At 68.5% G+C, this 23,927-nt stretch carries 24 protein-coding genes and 1 pseudogene; 13 read left to right on the plus strand and 12 right to left on the minus strand.

Translation table 11 applies throughout. The features are described 5' to 3' along the window. Positions 1-31: 31 nt before the first annotated feature. From ctaF to ACX1DX_RS05955, 7 genes are all read right to left on the minus strand, one after another. Positions 32-430 carry an aa3-type cytochrome oxidase subunit IV gene (gene ctaF / locus ACX1DX_RS05925; protein WP_459397952.1) on the minus strand — a complete coding sequence of 133 codons (399 nt, stop codon included), beginning with the start codon at positions 428-430 and terminating at the stop codon, positions 32-34. Then, positions 427-2,070 carry an aa3-type cytochrome oxidase subunit I gene (gene ctaD / locus ACX1DX_RS05930; RefSeq protein ID WP_459398187.1) on the minus strand — a complete coding sequence of 548 codons (1,644 nt, stop codon included), beginning with the start codon at positions 2,068-2,070 and terminating at the stop codon, positions 427-429. Before ctaD ends, ctaF begins: the two co-directional genes overlap by 4 nt. A gap of 89 nt (positions 2,071-2,159) precedes the next feature. Further along, positions 2,160-3,011: an aa3-type cytochrome oxidase subunit II gene (gene ctaC, locus ACX1DX_RS05935; protein WP_459397953.1), complete on the minus strand. Its 852-nt coding sequence runs from the start codon at positions 3,009-3,011 to the stop codon at positions 2,160-2,162. A 165-nt stretch (positions 3,012-3,176) separates the two neighbouring features. Next, positions 3,177-3,521 (minus strand): HesB/IscA family protein, encoded by a 345-nt coding sequence (locus ACX1DX_RS05940; protein ID WP_076058174.1) that lies wholly within the window; start codon positions 3,519-3,521, stop codon positions 3,177-3,179. A gap of 105 nt (positions 3,522-3,626) precedes the next feature. Continuing rightward, positions 3,627-4,526 (minus strand): glycerate kinase, encoded by a 900-nt coding sequence (locus ACX1DX_RS05945; RefSeq protein ID WP_459397954.1) that lies wholly within the window; start codon positions 4,524-4,526, stop codon positions 3,627-3,629. Next, entirely contained in the window at positions 4,523-4,858 is a 336-nt protein-coding gene (gene pspAA / locus ACX1DX_RS05950; RefSeq protein WP_182763716.1) for a PspA-associated protein PspAA, read from the minus strand. The genes ACX1DX_RS05945 and pspAA overlap by 4 nt, the downstream gene beginning before the upstream one ends. Beyond that, positions 4,855-5,658, minus strand: coding sequence for a PspA/IM30 family protein (locus tag ACX1DX_RS05955; RefSeq protein ID WP_182763717.1), 804 nt, complete (start codon positions 5,656-5,658; stop codon positions 4,855-4,857). The genes pspAA and ACX1DX_RS05955 overlap by 4 nt, the downstream gene beginning before the upstream one ends. Positions 5,659-5,811: 153 nt before the next feature. On the opposite strand from ACX1DX_RS05955, the gene ACX1DX_RS05960 reads away from it, so the two are divergent. After that, on the plus strand, positions 5,812-6,471 hold the full coding sequence (locus tag ACX1DX_RS05960) for a DUF3043 domain-containing protein (RefSeq protein ID WP_459397955.1): 660 nt from the start codon (positions 5,812-5,814) through the stop codon (positions 6,469-6,471). Positions 6,472-6,483: 12 nt separating this feature from the next. Continuing rightward, positions 6,484-6,690, plus strand: a complete 207-nt coding sequence (locus tag ACX1DX_RS05965) for a hypothetical protein (RefSeq protein ID WP_182765449.1) — start codon at positions 6,484-6,486, stop codon at positions 6,688-6,690. Here ACX1DX_RS05965 and ACX1DX_RS05970 read toward each other — a convergent pair. Beyond that, on the minus strand, positions 6,680-6,988 hold the full coding sequence (locus ACX1DX_RS05970) for a hypothetical protein (RefSeq protein ID WP_459397956.1): 309 nt from the start codon (positions 6,986-6,988) through the stop codon (positions 6,680-6,682). The two genes, ACX1DX_RS05965 and ACX1DX_RS05970, sit on opposite strands and share 11 nt — an antisense overlap. 56 nt (positions 6,989-7,044) lie before the next feature. On the opposite strand from ACX1DX_RS05970, the gene ACX1DX_RS05975 reads away from it, so the two are divergent. Next, positions 7,045-8,550 (plus strand): leucyl aminopeptidase, encoded by a 1,506-nt coding sequence (locus ACX1DX_RS05975; RefSeq protein WP_459397957.1) that lies wholly within the window; start codon positions 7,045-7,047, stop codon positions 8,548-8,550. 33 nt (positions 8,551-8,583) lie between these two features. Here ACX1DX_RS05975 and ACX1DX_RS05980 read toward each other — a convergent pair whose 3' ends face one another. Beyond that, positions 8,584-8,928: a hypothetical protein gene (locus ACX1DX_RS05980; RefSeq protein WP_076058160.1), complete on the minus strand. Its 345-nt coding sequence runs from the start codon at positions 8,926-8,928 to the stop codon at positions 8,584-8,586. A 70-nt stretch (positions 8,929-8,998) separates the two neighbouring features. Here ACX1DX_RS05980 and ACX1DX_RS05985 point away from each other — a divergent pair, with 70 nt between their 5' ends. The 5 genes and pseudogenes from ACX1DX_RS05985 to ACX1DX_RS06005 all read left to right on the plus strand — a co-directional run. Continuing rightward, the gene (locus ACX1DX_RS05985; protein WP_459397958.1) at positions 8,999-10,396 is read left to right on the plus strand and encodes a dihydrolipoyl dehydrogenase; all 1,398 of its coding nucleotides are present in this window, start codon (positions 8,999-9,001) and stop codon (positions 10,394-10,396) included. A gap of 51 nt (positions 10,397-10,447) precedes the next feature. After that, on the plus strand, positions 10,448-12,262 hold the full coding sequence (gene sucB / locus ACX1DX_RS05990) for a 2-oxoglutarate dehydrogenase, E2 component, dihydrolipoamide succinyltransferase (RefSeq protein WP_459397959.1): 1,815 nt from the start codon (positions 10,448-10,450) through the stop codon (positions 12,260-12,262). 57 nt (positions 12,263-12,319) lie between these two features. Then, entirely contained in the window at positions 12,320-13,060 is a 741-nt protein-coding gene (locus ACX1DX_RS05995; RefSeq protein ID WP_182763723.1) for a DUF554 domain-containing protein, read from the plus strand. Positions 13,061-13,076: 16 nt separating this feature from the next. Beyond that, positions 13,077-13,721, plus strand: a complete 645-nt coding sequence (lipB, locus tag ACX1DX_RS06000) for a lipoyl(octanoyl) transferase LipB (protein WP_459397960.1) — start codon at positions 13,077-13,079, stop codon at positions 13,719-13,721. Positions 13,722-13,968: 247 nt separating this feature from the next. Next, positions 13,969-14,862, plus strand: a pseudogene (locus tag ACX1DX_RS06005) (glycosyltransferase family 2 protein); the annotation flags it as partial. A gap of 238 nt (positions 14,863-15,100) precedes the next feature. On the opposite strand, the gene ACX1DX_RS06010 reads toward ACX1DX_RS06005, so the two are convergent. Further along, positions 15,101-16,024: a DMT family transporter gene (locus ACX1DX_RS06010; RefSeq protein ID WP_076058149.1), complete on the minus strand. Its 924-nt coding sequence runs from the start codon at positions 16,022-16,024 to the stop codon at positions 15,101-15,103. 46 nt (positions 16,025-16,070) lie between these two features. Here ACX1DX_RS06010 and lipA point away from each other — a divergent pair, with 46 nt between their 5' ends. Genes lipA through ACX1DX_RS06025 form a run of 3 tightly spaced genes read left to right on the plus strand, consistent with a single transcriptional unit; the run spans position 16,071 to position 19,543 of the window. Beyond that, on the plus strand, positions 16,071-17,003 hold the full coding sequence (gene lipA / locus ACX1DX_RS06015; RefSeq protein WP_076058146.1) for a lipoyl synthase: 933 nt from the start codon (positions 16,071-16,073) through the stop codon (positions 17,001-17,003). A gap of 14 nt (positions 17,004-17,017) precedes the next feature. Beyond that, complete coding sequence (locus ACX1DX_RS06020; protein ID WP_182763727.1) at positions 17,018-17,776, plus strand: DUF4191 domain-containing protein; 759 nt, start codon at positions 17,018-17,020, stop codon at positions 17,774-17,776. Between the two features lie 3 nt (positions 17,777-17,779). Next, positions 17,780-19,543, plus strand: coding sequence for an ABC-F family ATP-binding cassette domain-containing protein (locus tag ACX1DX_RS06025; RefSeq protein ID WP_459397961.1), 1,764 nt, complete (start codon positions 17,780-17,782; stop codon positions 19,541-19,543). Between the two features lie 66 nt (positions 19,544-19,609). On the opposite strand, the gene ilvD is transcribed toward ACX1DX_RS06025, so the two are convergent. Further along, positions 19,610-21,307: a dihydroxy-acid dehydratase gene (gene ilvD / locus ACX1DX_RS06030; protein ID WP_459397962.1), complete on the minus strand. Its 1,698-nt coding sequence runs from the start codon at positions 21,305-21,307 to the stop codon at positions 19,610-19,612. Between the two features lie 26 nt (positions 21,308-21,333). Beyond that, entirely contained in the window at positions 21,334-22,152 is an 819-nt protein-coding gene (locus ACX1DX_RS06035; protein ID WP_459397963.1) for an aldo/keto reductase, read from the minus strand. Positions 22,153-22,200: 48 nt separating this feature from the next. Here ACX1DX_RS06035 and ACX1DX_RS06040 point away from each other — a divergent pair, with 48 nt between their 5' ends. After that, positions 22,201-22,674: a heme-binding beta-barrel domain-containing protein gene (locus ACX1DX_RS06040; RefSeq protein ID WP_182763731.1), complete on the plus strand. Its 474-nt coding sequence runs from the start codon at positions 22,201-22,203 to the stop codon at positions 22,672-22,674. A gap of 66 nt (positions 22,675-22,740) precedes the next feature. Beyond that, on the plus strand, positions 22,741-23,883 hold the full coding sequence (locus tag ACX1DX_RS06045) for an AAA family ATPase (protein ID WP_459397964.1): 1,143 nt from the start codon (positions 22,741-22,743) through the stop codon (positions 23,881-23,883). Positions 23,884-23,927: the final 44 nt, after the last annotated feature.

The following is a 23,927-nucleotide window of genomic DNA, read 5'->3' on the forward strand; positions in this document are numbered from 1 at the left end:
CCGAAGGGCGGGTCTTGTGCGGTTCAGCAGGTCAGTGCTTGTAGTCGCCGCGGTAGAACTCGAGGACCCAGCCGGAGGTGGCCCAGATGCCCAGCCCGAGGAACAGGATGGTGATCCAGGCCTGGTGCAGTGCGGGGCCCAGGCAGATGCCGGCCGTGACGACCGCGGCCCAGAAGGGCCAGATCGACTTGGGGGCGAAGAAACCCATGTCGCCGGCGCCCTCGATGACGTCGGCATCCGCACGGTCCTCCGGGCGGGCGTTGAAGTTGCGCGCCTGGAGCGTCAGGAAGGCCGCGATGAAGCCGCCGAGGAACCCGGTGGCCCCCAGCACGAACGTGCCCGCGATCTCACCCGACACGAACCAGTAGATGGGCGTGACGATGGCGAAGAAGACGAAGATGAACCAGAAAGAGTACTTCTCGGGCTTCACTTGACGGAACCTTCCAGCTCGGGATCGTGCGTGTCATCGTCGAGCAGTTCGCCCGGGTCATCGTGGTGGCGCGCTGCGAGCTCCGGACGGGCCGCATCCAGCGCGGGGCTGTTGGACCGCACGCGGGGCAGCGAGTCGAAGTTGTGACGCGGCGGCGGGCAGGAGGTGGCCCACTCGAGCGAGCGGCCCCAGCCCCACGGGTCGTTGACGTTGACCAACGGTGCCTTGCGGGTGATCCACACGTTCCACAGGAACGGCAGCATCGAGACACCGAGCAGGAACGCGCCGAACGTCGACACCTGGTTCAGGAAGGTGAAGCCCTCCCAGGCACCGTAGTCTGCGATGCGCCTCTGCATGCCCCCGACGCCCAGCCAGTGCTGCACGAGGAAGGTGGTGTGGAAGCCGATGAAGAGCGTCCAGAAGTGGATCTTGCCCCAGGTCTCGTTGAGCATCCGGCCGGTGAACTTCGGCCACCAGTAGTAGAACCCGGCGAACATCGCGAACACGACGGTGCCGAACAGCACGTAGTGGAAGTGGGCCACGACGAAGTAGGTGTCCGTGACCTGGAAGTCCAGTGCGGGCGACGCCAGGATGATGCCCGTCAGGCCACCGAAGAGGAACGTGACGAGGAACCCGATGGCGAAGGACATCGACGTGTTCAACGTCAACGATCCCCGCCAGATCGTGCCCACCCAGTTGAAGAACTTCACGCCGGTGGGCACCGCGATGAGGAACGTCATGAACGCGAAGAACGGCAGGTTCACCGCGCCGGTGGCGAACATGTGGTGGGCCCAGACGGACACCGACAGCGCGCCGATCGCCAGCGTCGCGAACACCAGGCCGTAGTAGCCGAACACGGGCTTGCGGCTGAAGGCGCTCAGCACCTCCGTGATCACGCCGAAGAACGGCAGGGCGATGATGTAGACCTCGGGGTGGCCGAAGAACCAGAACAGGTGCTGCCACAGGATGGGGCCACCGGACGACGGGTCCAGCACGTGGGAGCCGAGCACGCGGTCTGACTCGAGCACGAGGAGGCCGACGGCGAGCACGGGGAACGCGATGAGCACCATGATGGAGGTGACCAGGATGTTCCAGGAGAAGATCGGCATCCGGAACATGGTGAGACCGGGCGCCCGCATGGTGATGACCGTCGTGATGAAGTTCACCGCGCCCAGGATCGACGAGAGACCAAGCAGGTAGAGGCCCATGATCCAGAGGTCGTGGCCCATGCCGGGCGAGTGGATCGAGTTCGACAACGGGGCGTAGGCGAACCAACCGAAGCTGGCCGCGCCACCGGGCATCACGAAGCCGGTGCAGGCCATCACCGCGCCGAACACGTACAGCCAGAAGGCGTAACCGTTCATGCGCGGGAAGGCCACGTCGGGGGCCCCGAGCTGCAGCGGCAGGATGGCGTTGGCGAACCCGGAGAACATGGGGGTGGCGAACATCAGCAGCATGATCGTGCCGTGCATGGTGAAGAACTGGTTGAACGTCTCGTAGTTCATGTAGTCCATGCCGGGGCTGGCCAACTCGGCACGGATGCCGAGGGCGAGCACGCCACCGATCATGAAGAAGATGAACGCCGTGACGAAGTACATGTTGCCGATGACCTTGTGATCGGTCGTCGTCAGGTACTTCATGACGCGGGCACCGAGGCGGTGCGACTCCACCCCGACGGGTGCCTGGGCCGCGTCGGTGCCTGTGGTGCGTTGGGTGACCGTGAAGCTACTCACTTCTGCTCCTCAGGTGCGGCGGTCTGGAGGACCGCCTGCTTGGCTGGTTCGAGCTTGCGCTCACCGGCGTTACCGCTCTCTGCCAGTTCGCGAATCTTGGCTTCGTACTCCTCTTCGGAGACCACGTGCACCTTGAACAACATCAGCGAGTGGAACTCGCCGCACAGCTCGGCGCACTTCCCGTCGTAGGTGCCGAGCTTGTTCGGCGTGGCGTCGAAGGAGTTGAGATGGCCGGGGATGACGTCCAACTTGAAATAGAACGAGGGGACCCAGAACGAGTGGATGACGTCTGCCGAGTTGAGGTTGAACCGCACCCGCTTGTTCACGGGCAGGTACAGGTCCGGGATCTTCTCCAGGGTGCCGATCTCGTGGGCAACGCCGACCTCGGGGTTGCCCTCCTCCATGTAATTGAAGGTCCAGGACCACTTCTGCCCGATGACGTTGATCACGACATCCGGCTCGGTCTCCTGCTCGACCATCGCGTCCTGCGCCTTGATCGTGTAGAAGAACAGCACGCCGACGATCAGGAACGGCACCAGCGTGTACAGCAGTTCCAGGGGCAGGTGGTAGGTGGTCTGGCGGGGCGCCGGGGCGTCGCCCTCACGGCGGCGGTACCGGATGATCGCCCAGATGATCAGACCCCAGACGATGCCACCGACGGCGAACGACGCGATCCACGCTCCGAGCCACAGGTTGCCGACGTTGGGGGCCTGCTCCGTTGCGGCCTCCGGCAGGCCCAGGCGCGCGGCGCCTTCAGAGCATGCTGTCAGGGCGGCCAGCGCCACGGGGAGCCCAGCTGCCAGGGCCCCTCGGACCCATCGTCTCGACGGCGCAGTTTTGCCACTCACAAGTTGCCCTTCCGTTCTACCTTTTCGAGCCCCTGTCCCCCGTCGGGAGAGCAGGGACCTGCACTGCTGCAGCCACCTTAACGCATAAAAGCCACCCCGGGTGATGCGTCTCCAGCGGGGTGGCGTAGAATCGCGCGACTCGCGCGCGACTGGTATATGCGAGGCTCAGTGGAACGAGTCGCCGCAGGCGCACGAGCCGCCGGCGTTCGGGTTGTCGATCGTGAAGCCCTGCTTCTCGATCGAGTCCATGAAGTCGATGCTCGCACCGCCCAGGTAGGGGGCGCTCATCTTGTCGGTGACGACGGTGACGCCGTCGTAATCAGTGGCCACGTCGCCGTCGAGCGAGCGGTCGTCGAAGTAGAGCTGGTAGCGAAGGCCGGAGCAGCCACCGGGCTGAACGGCGATCCGCAGCGAGAGGTCATCGCGGCCCTCAGCGTCGAGCAGGGCGCGAACCTTCTGCACGGCGACATCGGTGAGGACAACGCCCTGAGTGGTCTGAGTATCGGTCACGGCTGTTTCTCCAAGTGGTTGGGTGAAGTGAGTCCTCGCCGATTCTACGCCGGACTCGCCGGAAACCCCAGAGGACCGTCCGCCCCGGGATTCGCTTCCGGCGAACTACCAGGCCCAGGAGGCGGCGAGCCTGCTCGCGGCGGCCGCGAGTTCCTCCGGCGTGGACTCGTCCTCTGCCGCACCTTCGCGCAGCGCGTGGGCGGTTTCGAGCCCGGCGATCCGCAGTTCACGCGACGACACGTAGTTGCGGCCCGCAATGGCGATGGCCGGACGCAACTGCTCCTCCGCCCAGCTGACGACCTTCTTCACGACAGGACCACCGACGGCGTGGAACTCCATCAATTCGGCCCCGGTGACCACCAGGTCTGCCTGCGCCACCGTGCCCGCTAGACCGTAGCGTTCGGCCAGCCAGGAGAGCGGGTCCAGGACGCGGCCCCCGACGGCGGTGACGATGAGCCCCACGCCCCCGGCCGCGCCGGCACCCGGGCCCTGTTCCAGGCCGAGCTCAGCCAGCCACCTCTCGGCGCGCGCGTCGAAGGTGAGGACCTCCTGCAGCGTGGCGCCGGCAGAACGCAGGGCGGTGGATGCGTGGCCTTCGAGGCCGGTCAGCGGCCGGCTCACCTGGTCTGCGGGGACCAGCGCGACCAGTTGCCTGCCTGCCCAGGCGGCCCGGGCCGCGATGAGCCCCTGCACCGGGTCGTCGGCGAAGCGCGCCAGGATGGCGGCGCCGAGGTCGTCGACCTGGCAGCCGGTGAGGTCCAGCACCACGTCGGCCTCCGCGCCCGGGCGCGACAGCGCGTCCGCGACGTCGGCCGTGGTGGAGGCGCTGATGAACAGTGCCTCGGGAGCCGCGATAGCGGCCGCCTCGGCGAGGGCCTCGCCGTCGACCCCGAGGGGAACGACTGCGACCTGGGCCCCCTTGGCCGCGAAACCGCCCGCGATGGTTTCCGACGCGACGCGCGGCGTGAGCCCGGCGATCGAGTCCGCGGCGACGACCACCCTCACAGGACGGAGGACTCCTCGTCGCCCTCCACCAGCTCGCCTTCGGCGTCCGGGAGGATGCCGTAGTACTCGCTGGTGGAATCGAGCAACGCCCGCACTTCTTCGAGGCTGGAATCTGTGTCCGGCAGCACGAGGTCTGATTCGACGATCACGTCGTCGGGCACCTCGACGCCGAGCCTGCGCACGCCCTCGCTGAGTTCAATGAGCGCGGCCTCGAGCGCAGCCTGGTCTCCGGCGGCGACGGCATCCTCCAGTTGACGGTCGAGTTCGTTGAGTTCAATGAGGTGCTCAGGTTCCAACACCCACTGGCCCTGACCCATGATGCGCACGATCATGCCCGGTCCCCTCCCTGGCCGGTCTCGTACACGTCCGGCGTTGCCTGCGGGGTTGCTCCCTGGGGGCCGGAGTTCAGCTCCGGCCGCGCGGCGGGACCGCCGGTGAGTTCGGCCTTCATCCGGGCCAGCTCACCCTCGACCGACGAATCCGCGGCCAGGGCATCGAGCTCGCGGGTGATGTCGTCGCGCACGGTGCCGGTGGGGTCGTCGAGCGCACCGGTGGCCAGCAGTTCGTCGACGGCGGACGCACGGGCCTGCAGCTGGAGGGTCTTGTCCTCGGCGCGCTGGATGGCCAGGCCGATGTCGCTCATCTCCTCCGAGATGCCGGTGAAGGCCTCGTTGATGCGGGTCTGCGCCTCGGCGGCCGAGTAGGTGGCCTTGATGGTCTCCTTGCGCGTGCGGAACGCGTCGACCTTGGCCTGCAGGCGGGAGCTGGCGCGCACCAGCTTCTCCTCTTCACCCTGCAGCTGCGCGTGCTGCGCCTGGAGGTCTTCGAGCTGCGACTGGAGACCGGCCTTGCGGGTCAGCGCCTCGCGGGCCAGGTCCTCACGGTTCGCCTCGAGCGCACGCTGGGCGGCCGACTGGAGCCGCTCCACCTCGGAGTTCATCTTCGCGGCCTGCAGCTCGACCCGCTTGCGGCTGGTGGCGACATCAGCGACGCCACGGCGCACGTTCTGCAGGAGTTCGAGTTGCTTCTGGTACGAGTAGTCGAGCGTCTCGCGAGGGTCTTCGTACTTGTCGAGCGCCTTATTGGCCTTCGATTTGAAGACCAGAGCGATGCGTTCAAAAATGCTGGCCACGAGGTGTCCTTCCAGGAACGTGCGGTGTTCAACCTTGAGGTTAGCGCGCATCCGGTGGCAGGACAGCCCCACGGCCCCCTGAGCTGACCCTGAACCCCGCCCGCGGCCCGGTATGATGGCTGCCGACCCCTCCGATCAGAAGGACTCCCCACCGTGGCCCTCTTCCGCCCCTACGAGCGCAAGCAATCGACGTCGACAGACCGCATGGCGACGCTGACCCCGAAGGGCGCCAAGGCCGCGGCGAAGGCCGAGAAGTCCGTGAAGGCGCCGGAGACGAAGCAGACCGCGCCCGCCGTCGAGACACCGGCCGAGAAGATCAGGGTCACGCGCAAGAAGGAGGGTGCCACCCTCAGCCGCCGTCAGGCCGAGGCGGCCCGTATGGAGCGGCTCCACCCCACCCTCTCCCCCAAGCAGCAGCGCAAGGCGGATGCCCGCGCCCGCCAGGAGAGCCGGATGGAGGCCTGGGAGCGGACGGAGAACTCGCCCGCGCGCCAGTTGGTCCGCGACTACGTCGACACCCGCTGGACCGTGGCCGAGTTCATGCTGCCCGCCATGATCCTGGTGATGGCCGGTGTGATGATCACGATGCAGAACCCGGTGCTGTCCAGCTATATCGCGATGGGCCTCTGGGTGCTCCTCGCCATCACCATCATCAACGTGGCCATCATGTGGCGCGGCTTCAAGAAGCTCTTGGCGGAGCGCCACCCGGGCGAGCCGAAGCGCGGCCTGCTGGTCTACATGTTCAACCGGTCGCTGATGATTCGCCGCTTCCGCCAGCCGGGCCCGCGCGTCAAGCGCGGCGACGCCATCTGAGCCGGTGCCCCGATGAGCTACCGCTGGCAACCCACTTCCGGCACCTATGCCGAATCAGACCTCGCAGCCGCAGACCTGGCCAAGACCTTCGAGGACCAGGCGGCGGCAGAGGCGTGGCTGACCCTGTTCTTCGACGACCTGCTGGAGCAGGGCGTGTCAGAGGTGAGCCTCTACGAGGAGGACCGCCTCGTGTACGGCCCCATGTCGCTCAATCCCTGACGGCATTCTTCTGGGTGGCGGCTTTCAGGTCCTGGCGCAGCAGCCAGCCACCGAAAACGGCCATCCCCAACCCCGTGGCGACGGCGAACGGCACCTGGCTGCGCGCCTCGGCAACCCTGTCCTCGTAGGTCTGCACCCGGCTCGTGCGCTCGTCGGTCCGGCTGGAGTAATGGCACACGTCCCCCGGCCCCATCTCGACGCCGCGGCACAGCATCGTCGGCGACACCCAGGAGGAGACTCCCCACGCCACGATGATGATCCCCGCAGCGATGAAGGCCCACAGCCCGACACGTTTCATGCGGGACAAGGTAGCAGCCGGCAAACCCGACAAGCTCGTTGGCTAGGCTGACGGGCGTGACTGAACTGTGCCCTGATCTCTCCCTGTCCACCTCCCTGCCCAAGCACACCGACGCGGTGCTCCTGGGCATGGCGACCATCAACCAGGACGAACCGGCCCTCGTCGGCCTGCTCCCCGCCCTGGATAAGGCCTATCAGAAGGCCTATGGCAGCACGGTCAGGGCCATGGCCGGCGCGCTGGGCGCCTCGGCCAAGGAGGGCTGCGTCGTCGCCCTGCCCGCCGTCGACCGTACGCGGGTCTTCGTGGTGGGCCTGGGCAGCGCCGACGTGACACCCGACGGGGTCCGCAACGCGGTCGGCACCGGTCTGCGCGCCATCGCCGCGCTGCCGGACGTGACAGACCTCTCCGTCGCCGTGTCGCTCGAACTCTCGGATCCGGAACTCATCCAGGCCGCCGGCGAGGGGGCACTGCTCGGTGCCTACCGCTTCACGGCCATCACCGCGGAGCCCGCAGCGTCGGCAGTGCAGTCGGTGACGCTGGTGTCGCCCGTGACGAGCACCGCGGCCAAGGCCGCCGTCGGCACTGCCGCCATCGTGTCGGAGGCCGTGTGCCAGGCGCGCACCTGGACCAACACCCCCCCGAACCTCCTCTACCCGGAGACGTTCGCGGAGGCGGCGCGCGGCTACCTGAAGGAACAGAAGGTCGCCGTCGAGGTCCTCGACGAGAAGGCACTGGAGAGGGGCGGCTACGGCGGCATCCTGGCCGTCGGTGGCGGTTCGGTGCGCAAGCCGCGCCTCGTCCGCATGTCCTACGCGCCCCGTGGCGCGACCGCCCACCTGGCGCTCGTCGGCAAGGGCATCACATTCGACTCCGGTGGCCTCGACATCAAGCCGGCCGGCCAGATGGCCGGCATGAAGTACGACATGTCCGGCGCCGCGGCCGTCATCGCCGCCTTACACGCCATCGCTGCGGCGGGCCTCAAGATCAAGGTCACGGCCTACGCCGCGCTGGCGGAGAACCTCCCGTCAGGTAGCTCATACCGCGCCAGCGACGTGCTCACCATGTTCGACGGACAGACGGTCGAGAACTACAACACCGACGCCGAGGGCCGCCTCGTGATGGCCGACGCGATCGGGCGCGCGGCACAGGACGGCCCGGACCTCATCGTCGACGTGGCGACGCTGACCGGGGCCTGCATGGTGGCCCTGGGACTGCGCACCGGCGGCCTCATCACCAACGGTGAGCCGACCTCCGACCTCGTGCTGGATGCAGCGGAGTCGGCCGGCGAGGACTTCTGGGAGCTGCCGCTGAACGAGTATGTGCGGGGGCTGTTGAAGAGCAACGTCGCGGACCTGCGTTCCGGCGCCTCCAACCGGTGGGGCGGGGCGCTGGTGGCCGGCGCCTTCCTCGAGCGCTTCGTGCCGGAAGGCATGGGGTGGGCCCACCTCGACATCGCCGGTCCGGCCGAGAACCCGGAAGAGGCCTACGGCTGCACGCCGAAGGGCGGCACGGGCGTCGGGGTGCGCACGCTGGTGGCGCTCGCCAGGCAGTTGGCGGGCTGATCAGCCTCGCCCGGTGACGGGCGCCGGCTGGTCTCAGCGCAGACCGTCGGCGGCCCGCCGGGCCTGCTTGGCCCGCAGACCGTACTCGCGCATCCGTTTGGGGTACGGCACCACCCCGGCGTCGTAGCACGGGATGTGGTGCTGCTCTGCGAACGCGTAGCCGTACTCCGCGCTGGGCACGCCGCGACGGGTGGACTCCCCGTCTGCGGCCACCAGCAGGATCGACGGCTTGTTGAACGAGGTGGGTTGCTCCACCCACGCCTCGACGCCGCGGCGGCTGATGACGAAGGCGCTCAGGTGCTCGAAGAGCGCGTCGGCGACCTTCTTCGAGTCGCGCGCAACCTCAGCCTGTTTCTTCTTGCGTCCGAACCATCCCACGCCTGCCATTATGCTCAGTGGGCGGGAACGGCAGGGCAACACCCGGCAGGGACGTGGAAGACTGGCCCCCATGACGCATCCGTTCGATCTCGCCATCCTCGGTGCCGGCTCCGCCGGCTACGCCTGCGCGCTGCGGGCCGCCCAACTGGGCCTGAGGGTGGCACTGTTCGACGACACCCCGGTCGGCGGCACCTGCCTCCACCGCGGCTGCATCCCGGCGAAGGCCTGGCTGCAGGCGGCCAAGGTGCGCAGCACCGTGGCCAAGGCTGACGCCTTCGGTATCCGCGCCACCCTCGGCGACACCGACGTCCCCGCGCTCCGCCGCTACGTCGACGGCGTCATCAAACCGCTGCACAAGGGCCTGGCTGGCCTCATCGCCGCGCGCGGTATCACCCTCATCCAGGAACGCGGCGTCGTCACGAGGGACGACGAGGGCCCTGGCATCGACGTCGGCGACGCCCACTACCGGGCACGGGCGGTGGTCGTGGCCACCGGCGCGGCCCCCATCACCCTCGGGCTGCCCGTCGACGGCGAGCGCATCCTCACCAGCGACCACGCCCTCCGCCTCAGTTCGCTGCCCGGCTCAGCCATCGTGCTGGGCGGCGGCGTCATCGGCGTCGAATTCGCGTCGTTGTGGACGGATCTGGGCGTGAAGGTCACGCTCGTCGAGGCGCTGGACCGGCTGCTCCCCGGCGAGGAGCCGGCGCACTCGAGCATCCTCAAGGCCGAGCTGATGAGCCGCGGGATCGACGTTCGGCTCGGCGCGCCCCTCACCGACGTCGAGGTGGGCGAGACAGTCAGTGGCCGGGTCGGCGACGACCAGGTCCGAGCCGACGTCCTGCTGGTCGCCGCGGGACGCAGGCCGGCCACCGCCGGGCTGGGCCTCGCCGAGGCCGGCGTCCGGATCGAGGACACCGGGCACGTCGCCGTCGATGAGTTCTTCCAGACCTCGGCCCGCGGGATCTTCGCGGCAGGCGACCTGGTGGCGGGCCCCCAACTGGCCCACCGCGGTTACGCGCACGGTCTGTTCCTCGCCGAGCGGATCGCGCAGTTACAGGGCCGGCACGCCAGCCGGCCCACTCCGCCGCGGGACCGTGACATCCCCCGCATCACCTACTCCACCCCGCAGGTCGCCTCCGTCGGCCTGACCGCCGAGCAGGCGGGGCCCGACGCACAGGTCGTGGACTACCCCCTGTCCGGCAACGGCCGCAGCCGCATCCTCCGCGCGCCCGGCGTCCGCGACAGCGGCAGGGTCCGGCTGGTGCGCGAGCCCGACGGCGCCATCGTCGGCGTGCACCTCGTCGGCGACGACGTCGGCGAACTGATCGGCGAGGGCGCACTGCTCGTGGGCTGGCAGGCCACGCCCGAGGATGTCGCCGGGATCGTTCATGCGCACCCCACCCTGGGCGAGTCCATCGCGGAGGCCAACTGGGCACTCGCTGGTCGGCCACTGCACATGCATGCCTGAATTGCCATATAGGGTGGAAACACTCACGGTACGCAAAGGAGCCACAACCACATGTCAACCGAAGTCACCCTCCCCGCACTGGGCGAATCCGTCACGGAAGGCACCATTTCTCGCTGGTTGAAGGCGGTCGGAGACACTGTCGAGGCCGACGAGCCGTTGCTCGAAGTCTCCACCGACAAGGTCGACACCGAGATTCCCAGCCCGGTTGCGGGCACCCTGCTCGAGATCCGCTTCGAGGAAGATGACGTGGCTGAGGTCGGCGCCGTGCTGGCCGTCATCGGCGAGGCCGGCGAAGCGCCCGCATCAAGCGACGAAGCACCCGCTGCCGAAACCGCACCCGAGTCACAGCCCGAACCCGAGCCGCAGCCCGAACCCGAACCACAGGCGGCCGAAGAGGAGCCCCTCGAAGCCGCCGTTCCGGCCGACGACCAGCAGTCCCCGGCCGCGTCCCAAGCCCCTGCCGCTGGCGGCCCCGCCTCCGGCACCGAGGTGACCCTCCCGGCCTTGGGCGAGTCCGTCACCGAGGGCACCATCTCCCGCTGGCTCAAGGCCGTGGGCGACGCGGTGGAGGCGGATGAGGCACTCCTCGAGGTCTCCACGGACAAGGTCGACACCGAGATCCCCAGCCCTGTGGCGGGCACCCTGCTCGAGATCCGCTTCCAGGAGGACGAGACGGCCAACGTCGGCGACGTGCTCGCCATCGTGGGCGACGCCTCGGCCCAGGCGGCCGCTCCGGCACCGGAGGCTGCTCCCGCGCCGCAGGCCCAGCCGGAGCCCGAGCCGGAGCCCGAGCCGAAGCCCGAGCCCGAGCCCGAACCCCAGGCCAAGCCCGCTCCCCCGGCCCAGCCGGCCAAGGAAGAACCGAAGCAGGAGCACTCCGCTGCTGTTGAGGCCGCGGTCGCGCGTCGCGCCGCCGAGGCATCGGGAGACGGCACCTATGTGACCCCGCTCGTGCGCAAGCTGGCGAAGGAACACGGCGTGGAGCTCAGTTCCGTGAAGGGCACCGGCGTCGGCGGTCGCATCCGCAAGCAGGACGTCATCGACGCCGCCCAGGCGGCAAAGGCCGCGCCGACACCCGCTGCAGAGGCCCCGAAGGCCGCTGCTGCTCCCGCCGCCAAGGCAGCCCCCGCTTCCACTGAGCAGGTCCGGGGCACCACGGAGAAGCTGTCGCGCCTGCGCAAGGTGATCGCCGCCCGGATGGTGGAATCGCTGCAGACCTCCGCGCAGCTCACGGCCACCGTCGAGGTGGACCTCACCGCGATCAGCCACCTGCGCAACCAGGTCAAGGCAGACTTCAAGCGTCGTGAAGGCGCTTCGCTGTCCTACCTGCCGTTCATCACCATGGCCGCGGTGGAGGCGCTCAAGCAGTTCCCGATCGTCAACGCCACCATCGATGTGGAGGCCGGTACCATGACCTACGCGGACGGCGAGCACGTAGGCATCGCCGTCGACACCGAGCGCGGTCTGCTGGTCCCCGTCATCAAGGAGGCCGGCAACCTGAACCTCACCGGCCTGGCGAAGAAGATCGGCGACCTCGCTGCCCGCACCCGCACCGGCCAGGTCGGCCCGGATGAGCTGTCCGGTGGATCTTTCACCATCACGAACTACGGTTCCGCAGGCACGCTCTTCGACACGCCGATCGTGAACCAGCCCCAGGTCGCCATCCTCGGCACCGGCGCGCTGGTGAAGCGTCCAGTCGTGGTCGAGGACCGCTTCGGCGCCGAGTCCATCGCCATCCGCCACATGATGTACCTGTCGCTCAGCTACGACCACCGCCTCATCGACGGGGCCGTGGCCGCGCGATTCCTCTCCGCAGTGAAGGAGCGTCTGGAAGACGGCGACTTCGGCGGCGAATTCGGCATCTGACCGTTCCCCTGAGACAGAGACCCCCGGCCTTGGCCGGGGGTCTCTGCGTCTGGTTGGATGACGCTCGTGTTCATCGGGATCGGTACGGTCGTCAACGTCGCCACTGTGGTGGTCGGCTCTCTGATCGGGCTGGCCCTCGGAAACCGCATCCCTGAGCGCACGAAGGACACCGTCACCTCAGTGCTGGGCCTGTTCACCATGGTGCTCGGCGGGTTCTCCGTCGTGGCGATGAACAGCGACGCGCTCACCTCCGCCGTCGGCAGGTCAGCGATGATCGTGGTGCTGGCCGCGCTGCTGCTGGGCACCCTGCTCGGGTCGTGGTTGCGGGTGGAGGACCGGCTGGAGCAGGGCGCGCACTGGATCCGCTCCAGGTTCAGGGGCGCAGGTGACGAGAACCGCTTCGTCGACGGACTGGTCGTGTCCACCCTCGTCTTCTGCGTGGGGCCGCTGACCATTCTGGGCTCGATCTCCGACGGTCTGGGCCGCGGGGCCGATCAACTGCTGGTCAAGGCCACCCTGGACGGTTTCGCCGCCATGGCGTTCGCCTCGACGCTGGGGTGGGGCGTCCTCGCCTCCGCTGCCGCGGTGGGCGTCCTCCAGGGCTCCCTCACGGTGCTGGGCTACTTCGCCGGCGACATCCTCACCGCCGCGCAGGTCGACGCCCTGACCGCGGCGGGCGGCGTGATCCTGCTGGGTCTGGGCCTGCGGCTGCTCGGCCTGAAGCAGATCCCCGTGGGTGATCTCCTCCCCGCGTTGCTGCTCGCGCCCGTGTTCACCTGGGCTGCGGGTCTTCTCTGAGGCGTAGTATCGCTGCGTGTTGACATTCGAGTACCGCGGCCTCGGGGACGATCCCGGGCTCAGCGATTACCAGGAGACCTGGGACTACCAACGTGCCGTGCACGCCGAAGTGGCCTCAGCCGCGCGGCCCGGCCACGTCATCTACGTCGAGCATCCGCCGGTCTACACGGCCGGCCGGCGCACCAAGTTCACGGACTACCCGAAGGACGGCACGCCGGTCGTCCCCGTGGACCGCGGCGGCGAGATCACCTACCACGGCCCCGGCCAGCTCGTCGGCTACCCCATCGTGCACCTGCCGGACGGCGTCGGGGTCGTGGACCACGTGCGCGCCGTCGAGGGCGCCGTGATCGACCTGCTCGACACCTATGGCATCCCCTCGGGACGCGTCGAGGGCCGCACCGGGGTGTGGCTGGCAGCCTCCGGGGACAGGCCGCAGCGCAAGATCTGCGCCATCGGCGTGCGGGTCTCGCAGCGCACCGCCCTCCACGGCTTCGCGTTGAACGTGCTGAGTTCAGCCGAGCGGTTCGGCAACATCGTCCCCTGCGGCATCGCCGACGCCGGCGTCACCTCGATCGTCGAGGAAGCGCCGGGGACCTGGTCCGTCAGCGCTGTGGCGCACGATCTGGAGCCTTTCCTCCGTGGGCGCCTCCGCCACACCTAGCCGCGCTCCGGTGAGCCGGAGTAATGTGCTGACCACCTCCATCGAGAGGGGCCGCCACATGGGTCGAATCGCGCTTTATCTGTTCGGATACGCCGCCACGGCAGCGCTCGTGTGGGCGTTCCTCACCCTGCAGACACATCCACAGCCCCCTGGCGCCTGGCTGCGCTGGGTGGTGCTGCTCGCGATGGGGCCCTCCCTGTTCCGGTATTCGGTACAACTCGTGCTCGCCCCGCTGTACGAGCTGATCATGGCGCGCCGACGCCGACGCCAGGGTGCCCGGTGCGTCGTGCGGCGGCCGTCGGTCAGCGTGCTGGTGCCGGCCTGGAACGAAGAGGTGGGCATCGAGGCCACCGTGCGCTCCGTTCTCGCCAGCGACTATCCGGATCTCGAACTCGTCGTCGTCGACGACGGTTCAACCGACGGCACCGCGGAGGTGATGCGGCGTCTGGTGCGTGAGCACGAGGAATCACGCCGCCCCGGACGGCTGGTGTTCCGTTCCCTCCCAAACGCCGGCAAATCCCGCGCCATGAACACGGCGCTGTCCCTGTCCAGCGGCGACCTGATCATCACCGTCGATGCCGACAGCGTCGTCGAACCCGATGCCGTCAGGGAGATCGTGCGGCTCTACGACGACCCCCGGGTGATGTCTGTGGCGGGCAACGTCAAGATCGGCAATCACAAGTCCGCCATCGGCCTCCTCCAGCAGTTCGAGTACCTCTACGCGTTCTTCTTCAAGAAGGCCGACTCCCTGCTCAACGCCGTATACATCGTCGGCGGGGCCGCGGCCTCCTACCGGCGAAGCATCATCGACGAGCTGGGTGGCTTCGACGAGACGATCATCACCGAGGACATCGAGATGTCCACCAGGATCCAGGACGCTGGCGGCAAGGTGCAGTACACCCCGAGGGCCGTGATCTGGACGGAGGGCGCCTCAGACGTGGCGGGCCTGGCCGGGCAGCGCCTGCGCTGGAAGTACGGCCGCCTCATCACGTTCTGGCGCTACCGCTGGATGTTCCTCAGCATCGCGCCTCGGCACAACCTGTGGCTGTCCTGGCTGGTGATGCCGGTGACCGTGATCGCCGATCTGCTGCTGCTCCTCGAGCCGTTGCTGCTGGCGCTCATCGTGGCGTACACGTGGGTGAGCCACGACTTCCTGCCGATCATCGTCTACGCCGCCCTGCTCGCGGTGGTCATCGTCTTCCAGGTGCTGACCGACGTGCGCCGTCGGCAGAGCCTCAACCTGCTCCTGGTCGCGCCGATCGCCTGGCTGCTGATCTATTTCATCGACGCGATCGAGTTCCAGGCGCTCACCCGCAGTCTCCTGCGCATCTCGCAACGACAGGGGCTCGACTGGCAGCGCTGGGAACGCTCCGGTGTCTTCAGCGGAGCACCAGTTCCGAACCTTCCACCGCCGGTCGTCGAGTCGACAACAGCACCGCGGCGAGCAGCAGCAGCGCGCCGAGGAGCCCCGCCGGACTCAGTCGCTCCCCCAGAACCAGGAACGCCAGCGCGGAGCCGGTGACCGGTTCGAGCAGCGCGACCATCACGCCAGTCGTCGACGTCTGGGAACGCAGACCTCTGAGATAGGCCAGGTACGCGAAGGCCGAGGGGATCAGGCCGAGCAGCAGCACCAGCGCGACGGCCGACGCCGTGGGCTCGAAGGCCACGGGCTGTCCCCCGACGAACGCCATTGCGAGGACGGCGGCGCCGCCGAGGAGGAAGGCGAGACCGGTGCCCGTCACATCGTGGTAGTCGGCCACTGGACGCGCGCCCAGGACGCTGATCACGGCGAAGGCCACGCCCGCCATGAGGGCCAGGCCCGCACCGAGCAGCGCATCGCCGACCGATACGTCGGACGGTGGGACGCCCATGAACAGCGTCAGGCCGCCCGCGGTGCAGGCGAGCGCAATCGCCAGCGGCGGGCTGAGGCGCTGGCGGCCGGCGAGCAGGTCGACGGAGAGCACCAGCACGGGTGCCGAGCCCACAGCGATCAGCGTGGCGACGGAGACGCCCAGCACGCCGACCGCGCTGAAGAAGCAGAGTTGGTAGACCGCCGAACACAGCGCCATGGCCGCCACCCGCCCCCACCCGGACCGGCTACGCGGCCACCGCAGGGTGCCGGTGCGCAGCGCCACGCCCATCAGGAGCAGCCCGCCGATGAAGATGCGGTAACCGGCGATCGCCAGGAAGCCCACCCCCGCCGTCGCGTGGAGCAGGGTGCCGAGCGTCCCGGAGGTGCCCCATGCCACCCCGGCAAGGACCAGGAGCACAATCCCGGATCGGGAGGCAACGAGGCGTAGCACGGTGACACTCTACTCACGCCCTCTCCCGGGGTATTACTCTGGGGGGGTGACAGCAGTGCAGCCAGACGGACGCAGACTCCTCAGAGTCGAAGCGAAGAACGCCGAGACACCGATCGAGCGGAAGCCCGCGTGGATCAAGACCACCGCCAAGATGGGCCCGAACTACCAGGATCTCCAGCAGATCGTGCGTTCGGGTGATCTCCACACCGTGTGCCAGGAGGCGGGTTGTCCCAACATCTACGAATGTTGGGAAGACCGGGAATCCACGTTCCTCATCGGTGGGGACAAGTGCACCCGTCGCTGTGACTTCTGCCAGATCGAATCCGCCAAGCCGGAGGGTTATGACCCGGCCGAGCCGCTGCGCGTCGCCGCTTCCGTCAAGAAGATGGGCTTGCGCTACGCCACCATCACCGGCGTATGCCGCGATGACCTGCCCGACGAGGGCGCCTGGTTGTACGCGGAGACCATCCGGCAGGTCCACGGGGTCAACCCCGGCGTCGGCGTCGAGATGCTCGCGCCGGACTTCTCCGGCAAGGAGGAACTCCTCGCGCAACTCTTCGACGCACAGCCGGAGGTGTTCGCCCACAACGTCGAGACCGTGCCGCGCATCTTCAAGAGGATCCGTCCGGGCTTCCGCTACGAGCGCTCGCTCGAGGTGCTGAGGATGTCGCGCGATCGCGGGCTGGTCACCAAGTCCAACCTCATCCTGGGCATGGGCGAGACCCGCGAGGAGATCTCGGAGGCGCTGCAGGACCTGCACGACGCCGGTGCCGAGCTGATCACCATCACCCAGTACCTGCGCCCCAACGCGACGCTGCACCCCATCGACAGGTGGGTCACACCGGAGGAGTTCGAGGAGCTGGATCAGGAGGCCCGCGAGATCGGATATTCTGGCGTGTTGTCCGGGCCGCTCGTTCGTTCTTCGTACCGAGCAGGCAGGCTGTACCGCACAGCGATGGACGCACGTAACAAGAACTGACACGAGAGGCTGTCATGGCGAAGAGCGAACGCGCGAAAGCCTTCGAGGCGAAGCAGAAGGCTGAGGCCCGCGCCGAGAAGGAGCGCAAGCGCAGTTCCACAGACCCCGCAGACTGGGGTCGTTGGCGCCAGCTTGTAGAGACCTACAAGATGAGCGCCAAGTACGACAAGGCGCTGCCCTGGCTGATGCTCGCCGGGTTCGTCGTGCCGTTCGCGCTGCTCCTGGTCGTGGGCTTCATCCTGAACCAGCCCCTCATCTGGGGCCTCGTCGGTGTGTCGGCCGGCTTCCTCGGTGCCATGGCGATCTTCGCCTGGCGGGCCCGCCGCGCCGTGTACAGCCGCTACGAGGGCCAGGCCGGCTCAGGCGAGGTGGCGCTGCAGATGCTGCCGAAGCAGTGGGTGTCTGATCCCGTCATCGCCGTGACCAAGAACATGGACGTCGTGCACCGCACACTCGGCCCCGGCGGCCTCATCCTGATCGGTGAGGGTGAAGCCGGCCGTCTGAAGCCGCTGCTGCAGGGCGAGAAGCGCAAACACGAGCAGGTCGCCTACGGCGTCGAGGTCAAGACCATCCAGATGGGCAAGGCCGCCGGTCAGGTCCCGCTGGACCAGCTGGCCAGCCACATCAAGAAGATGCCCAAGGTGCTCACCCCCGCAAAGATCGGCGAGGTGCGCCAGCGCCTCCGTGCCCTGGACGCCATGCGCCCCAAGGCACCCATCCCGAAGGGCCCCATCTCGATGAAGGGCTCCCGAGCCGCCATGCGCGGCCGCTGACCTGTGGCCAACATCGTCAATCTCGAAGCCATCACGCACGGCTTCGGTACCCGCACCCTGCTCGACAACGTCTCCTGCGGCATCTCGGAGCGCGAGGTGATCGGCGTCGTCGGCCGCAACGGCGACGGCAAGACCACCCTGCTGCGGATCATGACCGGGGAACTGGAGCCAGATTCGGGGCGCGCCATCCGCGCCACCAACTCCTCCATCGGCGTCCTGCAGCAGCAGAGCGACCCCCGTCCCGGTGAAACGGTGCGCGACCGCATCGTCGGCGGTGAACCGGACCATGTCTGGGCGGCCGACGCCGGCAAGCGCGGCGTCGTCGAGGCGCTCCTGACCGACATCGGCCTGGAGCGGCCGCTGGAGAAGCTGTCGGGTGGTGAGCGACGGCGGGTCGAGCTCGTCGCGGTCCTGCTCGGCCACCACGACCTCATCGTGCTCGACGAGCCCACCAACCACCTCGACGTGGAGGCCATCGCCTTCCTGGCGGAGTATCTCCGCGCCCGCACGCAGGCCGGCCTCGCCATGCTGGTGGTCAGCCACGACCGCTGGTTCCTCGACGCCGTGTGCACCCGCATCTGGGAGGTGCACGACGGCGTGATCGACGCCTACGACGGTGGTTACGCCGCGTACGTGCTCGCCCGCGTCGAGCGCCAGCGGGTCGCCGCGACGAACGAGGCTCGTCGTAAGAACCTCGCGCGCAAGGAACTGGCCTGGCTGCGCCGCGGCGCCCCTGCCCGCACGTCGAAGTCCAAGTTCCGCATCGAGGCAGCGAACGTCCTGATCGCCGACGAGCCGCCGCCGCGCGACAAGTTGGCCCTCGAACAGTTCGCGGTGACCCGGCTGGGCAAGGACGTGTTCGACCTCATCAACGTCGACTACAGGGTGCCGGACCGCACGCTGCTCGACAGGTTGAGCTGGTCGATCGGTCCGGGAGACCGGATCGGCCTGGTCGGCATCAACGGCGCAGGCAAAACCACCCTCCTCGACCTCCTGGCCGATGAACGTGACCCGGACAGCGGCAAGATCAAGCGTGGCAAGACCCTCCGGTTGGCCTACCTGTCGCAGGCCGTGGCCGAACTCGATGAGGACGACCGCGTGTTGTCGTCGGTGAAGCGGTTGCGGGAGGAGACTCAGCTGGCCACCGGTCGCGACGCCTCCGCATCGTCGCTGCTGGAGGAGTTCGGGTTCACCGGCGACAAGCTCGTGGCCCGGATCGGTGACCTGTCCGGAGGGGAGCGCAGGCGGCTGCAGTTCCTGCGCCTGCTGCTGACCGAACCCAACGTGCTGCTGCTCGACGAGCCCACCAACGACCTGGACATCGACACCCTGACCGTCATCGAGGACTACCTCGACACCTGGCCGGGCACGCTGATCGTGGTCAGCCACGACCGGTACTTCCTGGAGCGCGTCACCGACGTGACCTACGCGCTGCTGGGCGACGGCACCTGCGTGCTGCTGCCGGGTGGCGTCGAGGAGTACCTGGACAGGCGACGGCGCGCCCAGGCCTCCGACGCGGCTGCCGCGCCTGGCCCGAGCGGGCCCGCCACCAAGTCCGACGCCGCTGCGGAGCGTCAGCGGAAGAAGGACCTGGCGCGGCTCGAGAGCCAGCTCGGCAAGGTCGAAGCGGAGATCGTCAAGCTGCACACGGCGATGACGGAGGCGGCCAGCGACTACCCGCGGCTGGCGAAGCTCACGGCTGACCTGCAGGCCGCCGAGGCCCGCAAGGACGACCTCGAAGAGGCGTGGCTCACCGCCGCTGAGTGACCGCAAGGCGGGCCGTGACCTGGGGTGTCCCCCGGTAACGGCCCGCAACTGCTCCAGGCTCCGCCCTCAGCCCAGCACCGCACCCTTGCTGGCCGAACCCACGAGCTTCTGGTACTTGCCCAGGACGCCGGTGGTGAACTTGGGCTTGATGGGGCGCCAGCCCTCCCTGCGGCGCGCGAGCTCCTCCTCGTCAACCTCCAGGTCGAGCGTCATGGTGCCGACGTCGAGACGGATCTGGTCGCCGTCACGGACGAACGCGATGGGCCCCCCGTCGACCGCTTCCGGCGCGACGTGGCCGACGCACAACCCGGTGGTGCCGCCGGAGAACCGGCCGTCGGTGAGCAGCAGGACGGTCTTGCCGAGGTTGGCACCCTTGATGGCCCCGGTGATGGCCAGCATCTCGCGCATGCCCGGGCCGCCCTTGGGCCCCTCGTAGCGGATCACCACCACGTCGCCGTCGGTGATGGTGCCGTTCTCCAGCGCATCGAGGGCGGCACGCTCGCGTTCGAACACCCTGGCGGTGCCTTCGAACACATCGGTCTGGAAGCCGGCGGTCTTGACCACGGCGCCCTCCGGCGCGAGCGATCCGTGCAGGATGGTGATGCCGCCACGCGGGGCGATGGCGTTGTCCAGCGGCCGCAGCACCTGGCCGTCGGGGCGACGGGGCGCCGACTCTTCGAGGTTCTCGGCGATGGTCTTGCCGGTGACGGTCATGCAGTCGCGGTTGATCAGACCCGCCTCGTCGAGCACCCGCATGATGACCGGCACGCCGCCCACCCTGTCGACGTCGCTCATGACGTAGCGGCCGTAGGGCTTGAGGTCGCCGAGGTGCGGCACCTTGGCCTGCATACGGGTGAAGTCTGCCAGCGTGAGGTCCACGTCGGCCTCGTGGGCGATGGCCAGCAGGTGCAGCACCGCGTTGGTGGACCCTCCGAACGCCATCACGACGGCGATGGCGTTCTCGAACGCCTCCTTGGTCATGATGTCCCTGGTGGTGATGCCCTGACGCAGCATCTCGACGACGGCCTCGCCGGCCTTGAACGCCGCGATGTCACGCCTGGGGTCGACGGCCGGCGGCGCGGCGGAACCGGGGATCGACAGGCCCATGGCCTCCGCCACGCAGGCCATGGTGTTGGCCGTGTACATCCCGCCGCAGGCACCCTCGCCAGGGCAGATCGCCTTCTCGATCACGGTCACGTCCTCGCGCGACATCAGCCCTCTGGCGCAGGCTCCCACCGCCTCATAGGCGTCGATGATCGTGACCTCGCGTTCCTCTCCTGAGGAGAGCCGCGCCAGGCCGGGCATGATGGAGCCGGCGTAGACGTAGACGGAGGCCAGGCCGAGGCGGGCGGCGGCCATCATCATGCCCGGCTCGGACTTGTCGCAGCCGGCCAGCAGCACGGACCCGTCGAGGCGTTCCGCCTGCATCACGATCTCCACGGAGTCGGCGATCGTGTCACGGGACACGAGCGAGTAGTGCATGCCGTCGTGGCCCATCGAGATGCCGTCCGAAACGGAGATGGTGCCGAATTCGAGCGGAAAGCCGCCCGCGGCGAACACACCCTCCTTGGCCTTCTTTGCGAGCCTGTCGAGGGAGAGGTTGCAGGGGGTGATCTCGTTCCAACTGGATCCCACGCCGATCTGGGGCTTGGCGAAATCGTCGTCACCGAGGCCGACGGCGCGCAACATGCCGCGGGCGGCAGTGGCTTCCAAACCGTCGGTGACCTGGCGGGAGCGGGGCTTGATGTCCGGATGCTCTTCCATTCCCGGAGTCTACGGCCCCGTCCCCGTCACTGCCGTTCGTCGGGCGAAGTGCCGAACCGCTGACCCCTGTCGAGTGTGGCGACGGCAGCCATGTCGTCGTCGGTCAGCGTGAAGTGCTCCACCTCCAGGTTGCTGCGCAGCCGCTCGGGGTTCGTCGACTTCGGGATGACCGCGTTGCCCAACTGCAGGTGCCACCGGATGACGGCCTGCGCCGGGGTGACGCCGTGCCTGGCCGCGATGGCGCGGATCAGCGGGTCTTCCAGCACATGGCCGCGGCCCAGCGGGCTCCACGCCTGCGTGACGATGCCGTGCTCCCGGTGGTAGTTCCGGAGGCCCTCCTGTTGTAGGTAGGGGTGGAGCTCCACCTGATTCACGACGGGGGCCACCCCCGTCTCCGCGATGATCCTTTCGATGTGCTCCTCCGTGAAGTTGGACACCCCGATGGAGCGGACGCGCCCCGCCTCCCGCAGCTCGATGAGGGTGCGCCACACGTCGACGAACTGGTTCCGGTTGGGGCGGGGCCAGTGGATCATGTAAACGTCGACGGCCGTGCCCAGCGCCTTCTCCGTCGCCTCGAAGGAGGCGAGCACCGCGGTGCGGTCCTGGCTCTCCTCGCCCCAGAACTTGCTGGTGACGGTGAGGAGCGAGCGGTCGATGTCGACGCGGCGCAGCGCGTTGCCCAGTTCGACCTCGTTGCCATAGAACTCGGCACCGTCGACCAGCCGGTAGCCGGCGGCGACACCGGCGACCACCACCTCCTCCGTCTGCTCCGGCGGAACCTTGTAGAGGCCGAAGCCGAGCGCAGGCATGCGGAAACCGTCGAGGAGTTGCAGGTCGTCTGTCATGGGCCCGATTCTGCCACCCCCGGCCGGCGCCCGGCTTAGACTCGGGGCATGGATCTCCATCCCGCACTGCAGCCCCTGGCAACGCTCGTAGGCACCTGGGAGGGCGCTGGGCACGGGGAATACCCGAGCATCCGGCCCTACGGCTACATCGAAGAGATCACGTTCAGCAACATCGGCAAACCGTTCCTCGAGTACCGGCAGCGGACCTGGAATTCGGACAACGCGCTGATGCACGTGGAGACGGGCTACCTGCGCCTCCCCTCCCCTGACAGGGTGGAGTTCGTGTTGGCGCTGCCCACCGGCCAGGTGGAGCTCGCCGAAGGACATCTCACGGTGGCGGACGGTGTCGTGCAGCTCTACCTGGAGGGCAGGATCCTCAACTCCTCGACGGCGAAGACCGTCAATGCGTCCGCCCGCCGCTACTCCCTCATCGACGACGAACTGGCCACCAGCTTCGACATGGCCGCCGGGGAATACCCCCTGCAGCGTCACCTGACCTCCGAGTTGACCCGCACCAGGTAGCGGCGCTCCGGCCAGCCCGCACGGGGCGCTCCGGCGCTGTCGCACCCTCGGTTTAAGCTCGCCGACATGTACAGGACACTGGCCGTCTCCGGATACCGGTCGCTGCGCGACGTCTCCATCCGGCTCGGCAGGGTCACCGTCGTCACGGGGCCCAACGGATCGGGAAAGTCGAGCCTCTACAAGGCCATGCGGCTCCTCGCCGGCTGCGCGTTGGGCGACGCGGTGGCCTCGCTGGCGCGCGAGGGCGGTCTGTCATCGGTGCTGTGGGCCGGCCCCGAGTCGCTCCAGGGCGCCCGGCGCACCGGGCTGGTGCAGGGCACCGTCAGGAGCGGGCCGGTGTCACTCAAGTTGGGCATCGGCGCCGATGCGCTCAGCTACCTCATCGATCTCGGGCTGCCCCAACAGGGCCTGAGCGCCTTCGACCGAGATCCGGAGATCAAGCGCGAGGTCGTCTGGGGCGGCCCCCTCATGCGCGCCTCCACCCTCGCCGCCCGCCGGAGGCGCGGTCTGGTGGAGGTCCGCGACGAGGGCCCCTGGGAGGAACTGCCCTTCCAACTGGCGCCCCACCAGTCCATGCTCCTCGACCTTCCCGAACTCCGGGCGCTGCGGGACGAGCTCGCGGCCTGGCGCTTCTACGACACCCTGCGCACGGATGCCGGGGCCCCGGCCAGGCAGCCGCGGGTGGGCACCCGCACCTGGGCGCTGGCCGGCGACGGCGCCGATGTGGCTGCGGCCCTGCAGACGATCCGCGAACATGGGCGCGAACCCATCGGCCAGTTCATCGAGGACGCCTTCCCCGGCAGCAGTCTGGAGGTCCCCGTCGCCGACGGGATCTTCGAACTGGCGCTCCACCAGCCCGGCATGCTGCGGCCCTTGCGGGCCGCCGAACTGTCGGACGGCACGCTGCGCTATCTCATGTGGTTGGCAGCGCTACTGGCCCCGGCCCGCCCTCCTCTGATGGCCCTGAACGAACCCGAGAACAGCCTCCACCCCACCCTCATCGCGCCGCTCGGGCGCCTCATCGCACGCTCGGCGGCAGAGACACAGGTCGTCGTGGTGACCCATTCACAGGCGCTCATCCAGGCGCTCACCCGCGCGGTGCCCGAGGAGGACCTGGAGTTGGTGGAGCTGGTCAAAGACACAGGTGAAACGGTCGTTGCTGATCAGGGCCTACTGTCGCGCCCGAGCTGGGAATGGGGCCGTCGGTGAGCTCCGCACGGGCGGTCCTTCCATACCCCCTGGGGGTATGGTAA

Source organism: Tessaracoccus zhenghani (genome assembly GCF_054552775.1).

Coding starts and splice junctions, on each gene's coding strand:
- ctaD (WP_459398187.1), bottom strand. CDS start 2,070: ATGAAGTACCTGACGACGACCGATCACAAGGTCATCGGCAACATGTAC.
- pspAA (WP_182763716.1), bottom strand. CDS start 4,858: ATGATCGTGCGCATCATGGGTCAGGGCCAGTGGGTGTTGGAACCTGAG.
- ACX1DX_RS05965 (WP_182765449.1), top strand. CDS start 6,484: ATGAGCTACCGCTGGCAACCCACTTCCGGCACCTATGCCGAATCAGAC.
- ACX1DX_RS05970 (WP_459397956.1), bottom strand. CDS start 6,988: ATGAAACGTGTCGGGCTGTGGGCCTTCATCGCTGCGGGGATCATCATC.
- ACX1DX_RS05985 (WP_459397958.1), top strand. CDS start 8,999: ATGACGCATCCGTTCGATCTCGCCATCCTCGGTGCCGGCTCCGCCGGC.
- sucB (WP_459397959.1), top strand. CDS start 10,448: ATGTCAACCGAAGTCACCCTCCCCGCACTGGGCGAATCCGTCACGGAA.
- ACX1DX_RS05995 (WP_182763723.1), top strand. CDS start 12,320: ATGACGCTCGTGTTCATCGGGATCGGTACGGTCGTCAACGTCGCCACT.
- ACX1DX_RS06020 (WP_182763727.1), top strand. CDS start 17,018: ATGGCGAAGAGCGAACGCGCGAAAGCCTTCGAGGCGAAGCAGAAGGCT.
- ilvD (WP_459397962.1), bottom strand. CDS start 21,307: ATGGAAGAGCATCCGGACATCAAGCCCCGCTCCCGCCAGGTCACCGAC.
- ACX1DX_RS06035 (WP_459397963.1), bottom strand. CDS start 22,152: ATGACAGACGACCTGCAACTCCTCGACGGTTTCCGCATGCCTGCGCTC.
- ACX1DX_RS06040 (WP_182763731.1), top strand. CDS start 22,201: ATGGATCTCCATCCCGCACTGCAGCCCCTGGCAACGCTCGTAGGCACC.
- ACX1DX_RS06045 (WP_459397964.1), top strand. CDS start 22,741: ATGTACAGGACACTGGCCGTCTCCGGATACCGGTCGCTGCGCGACGTC.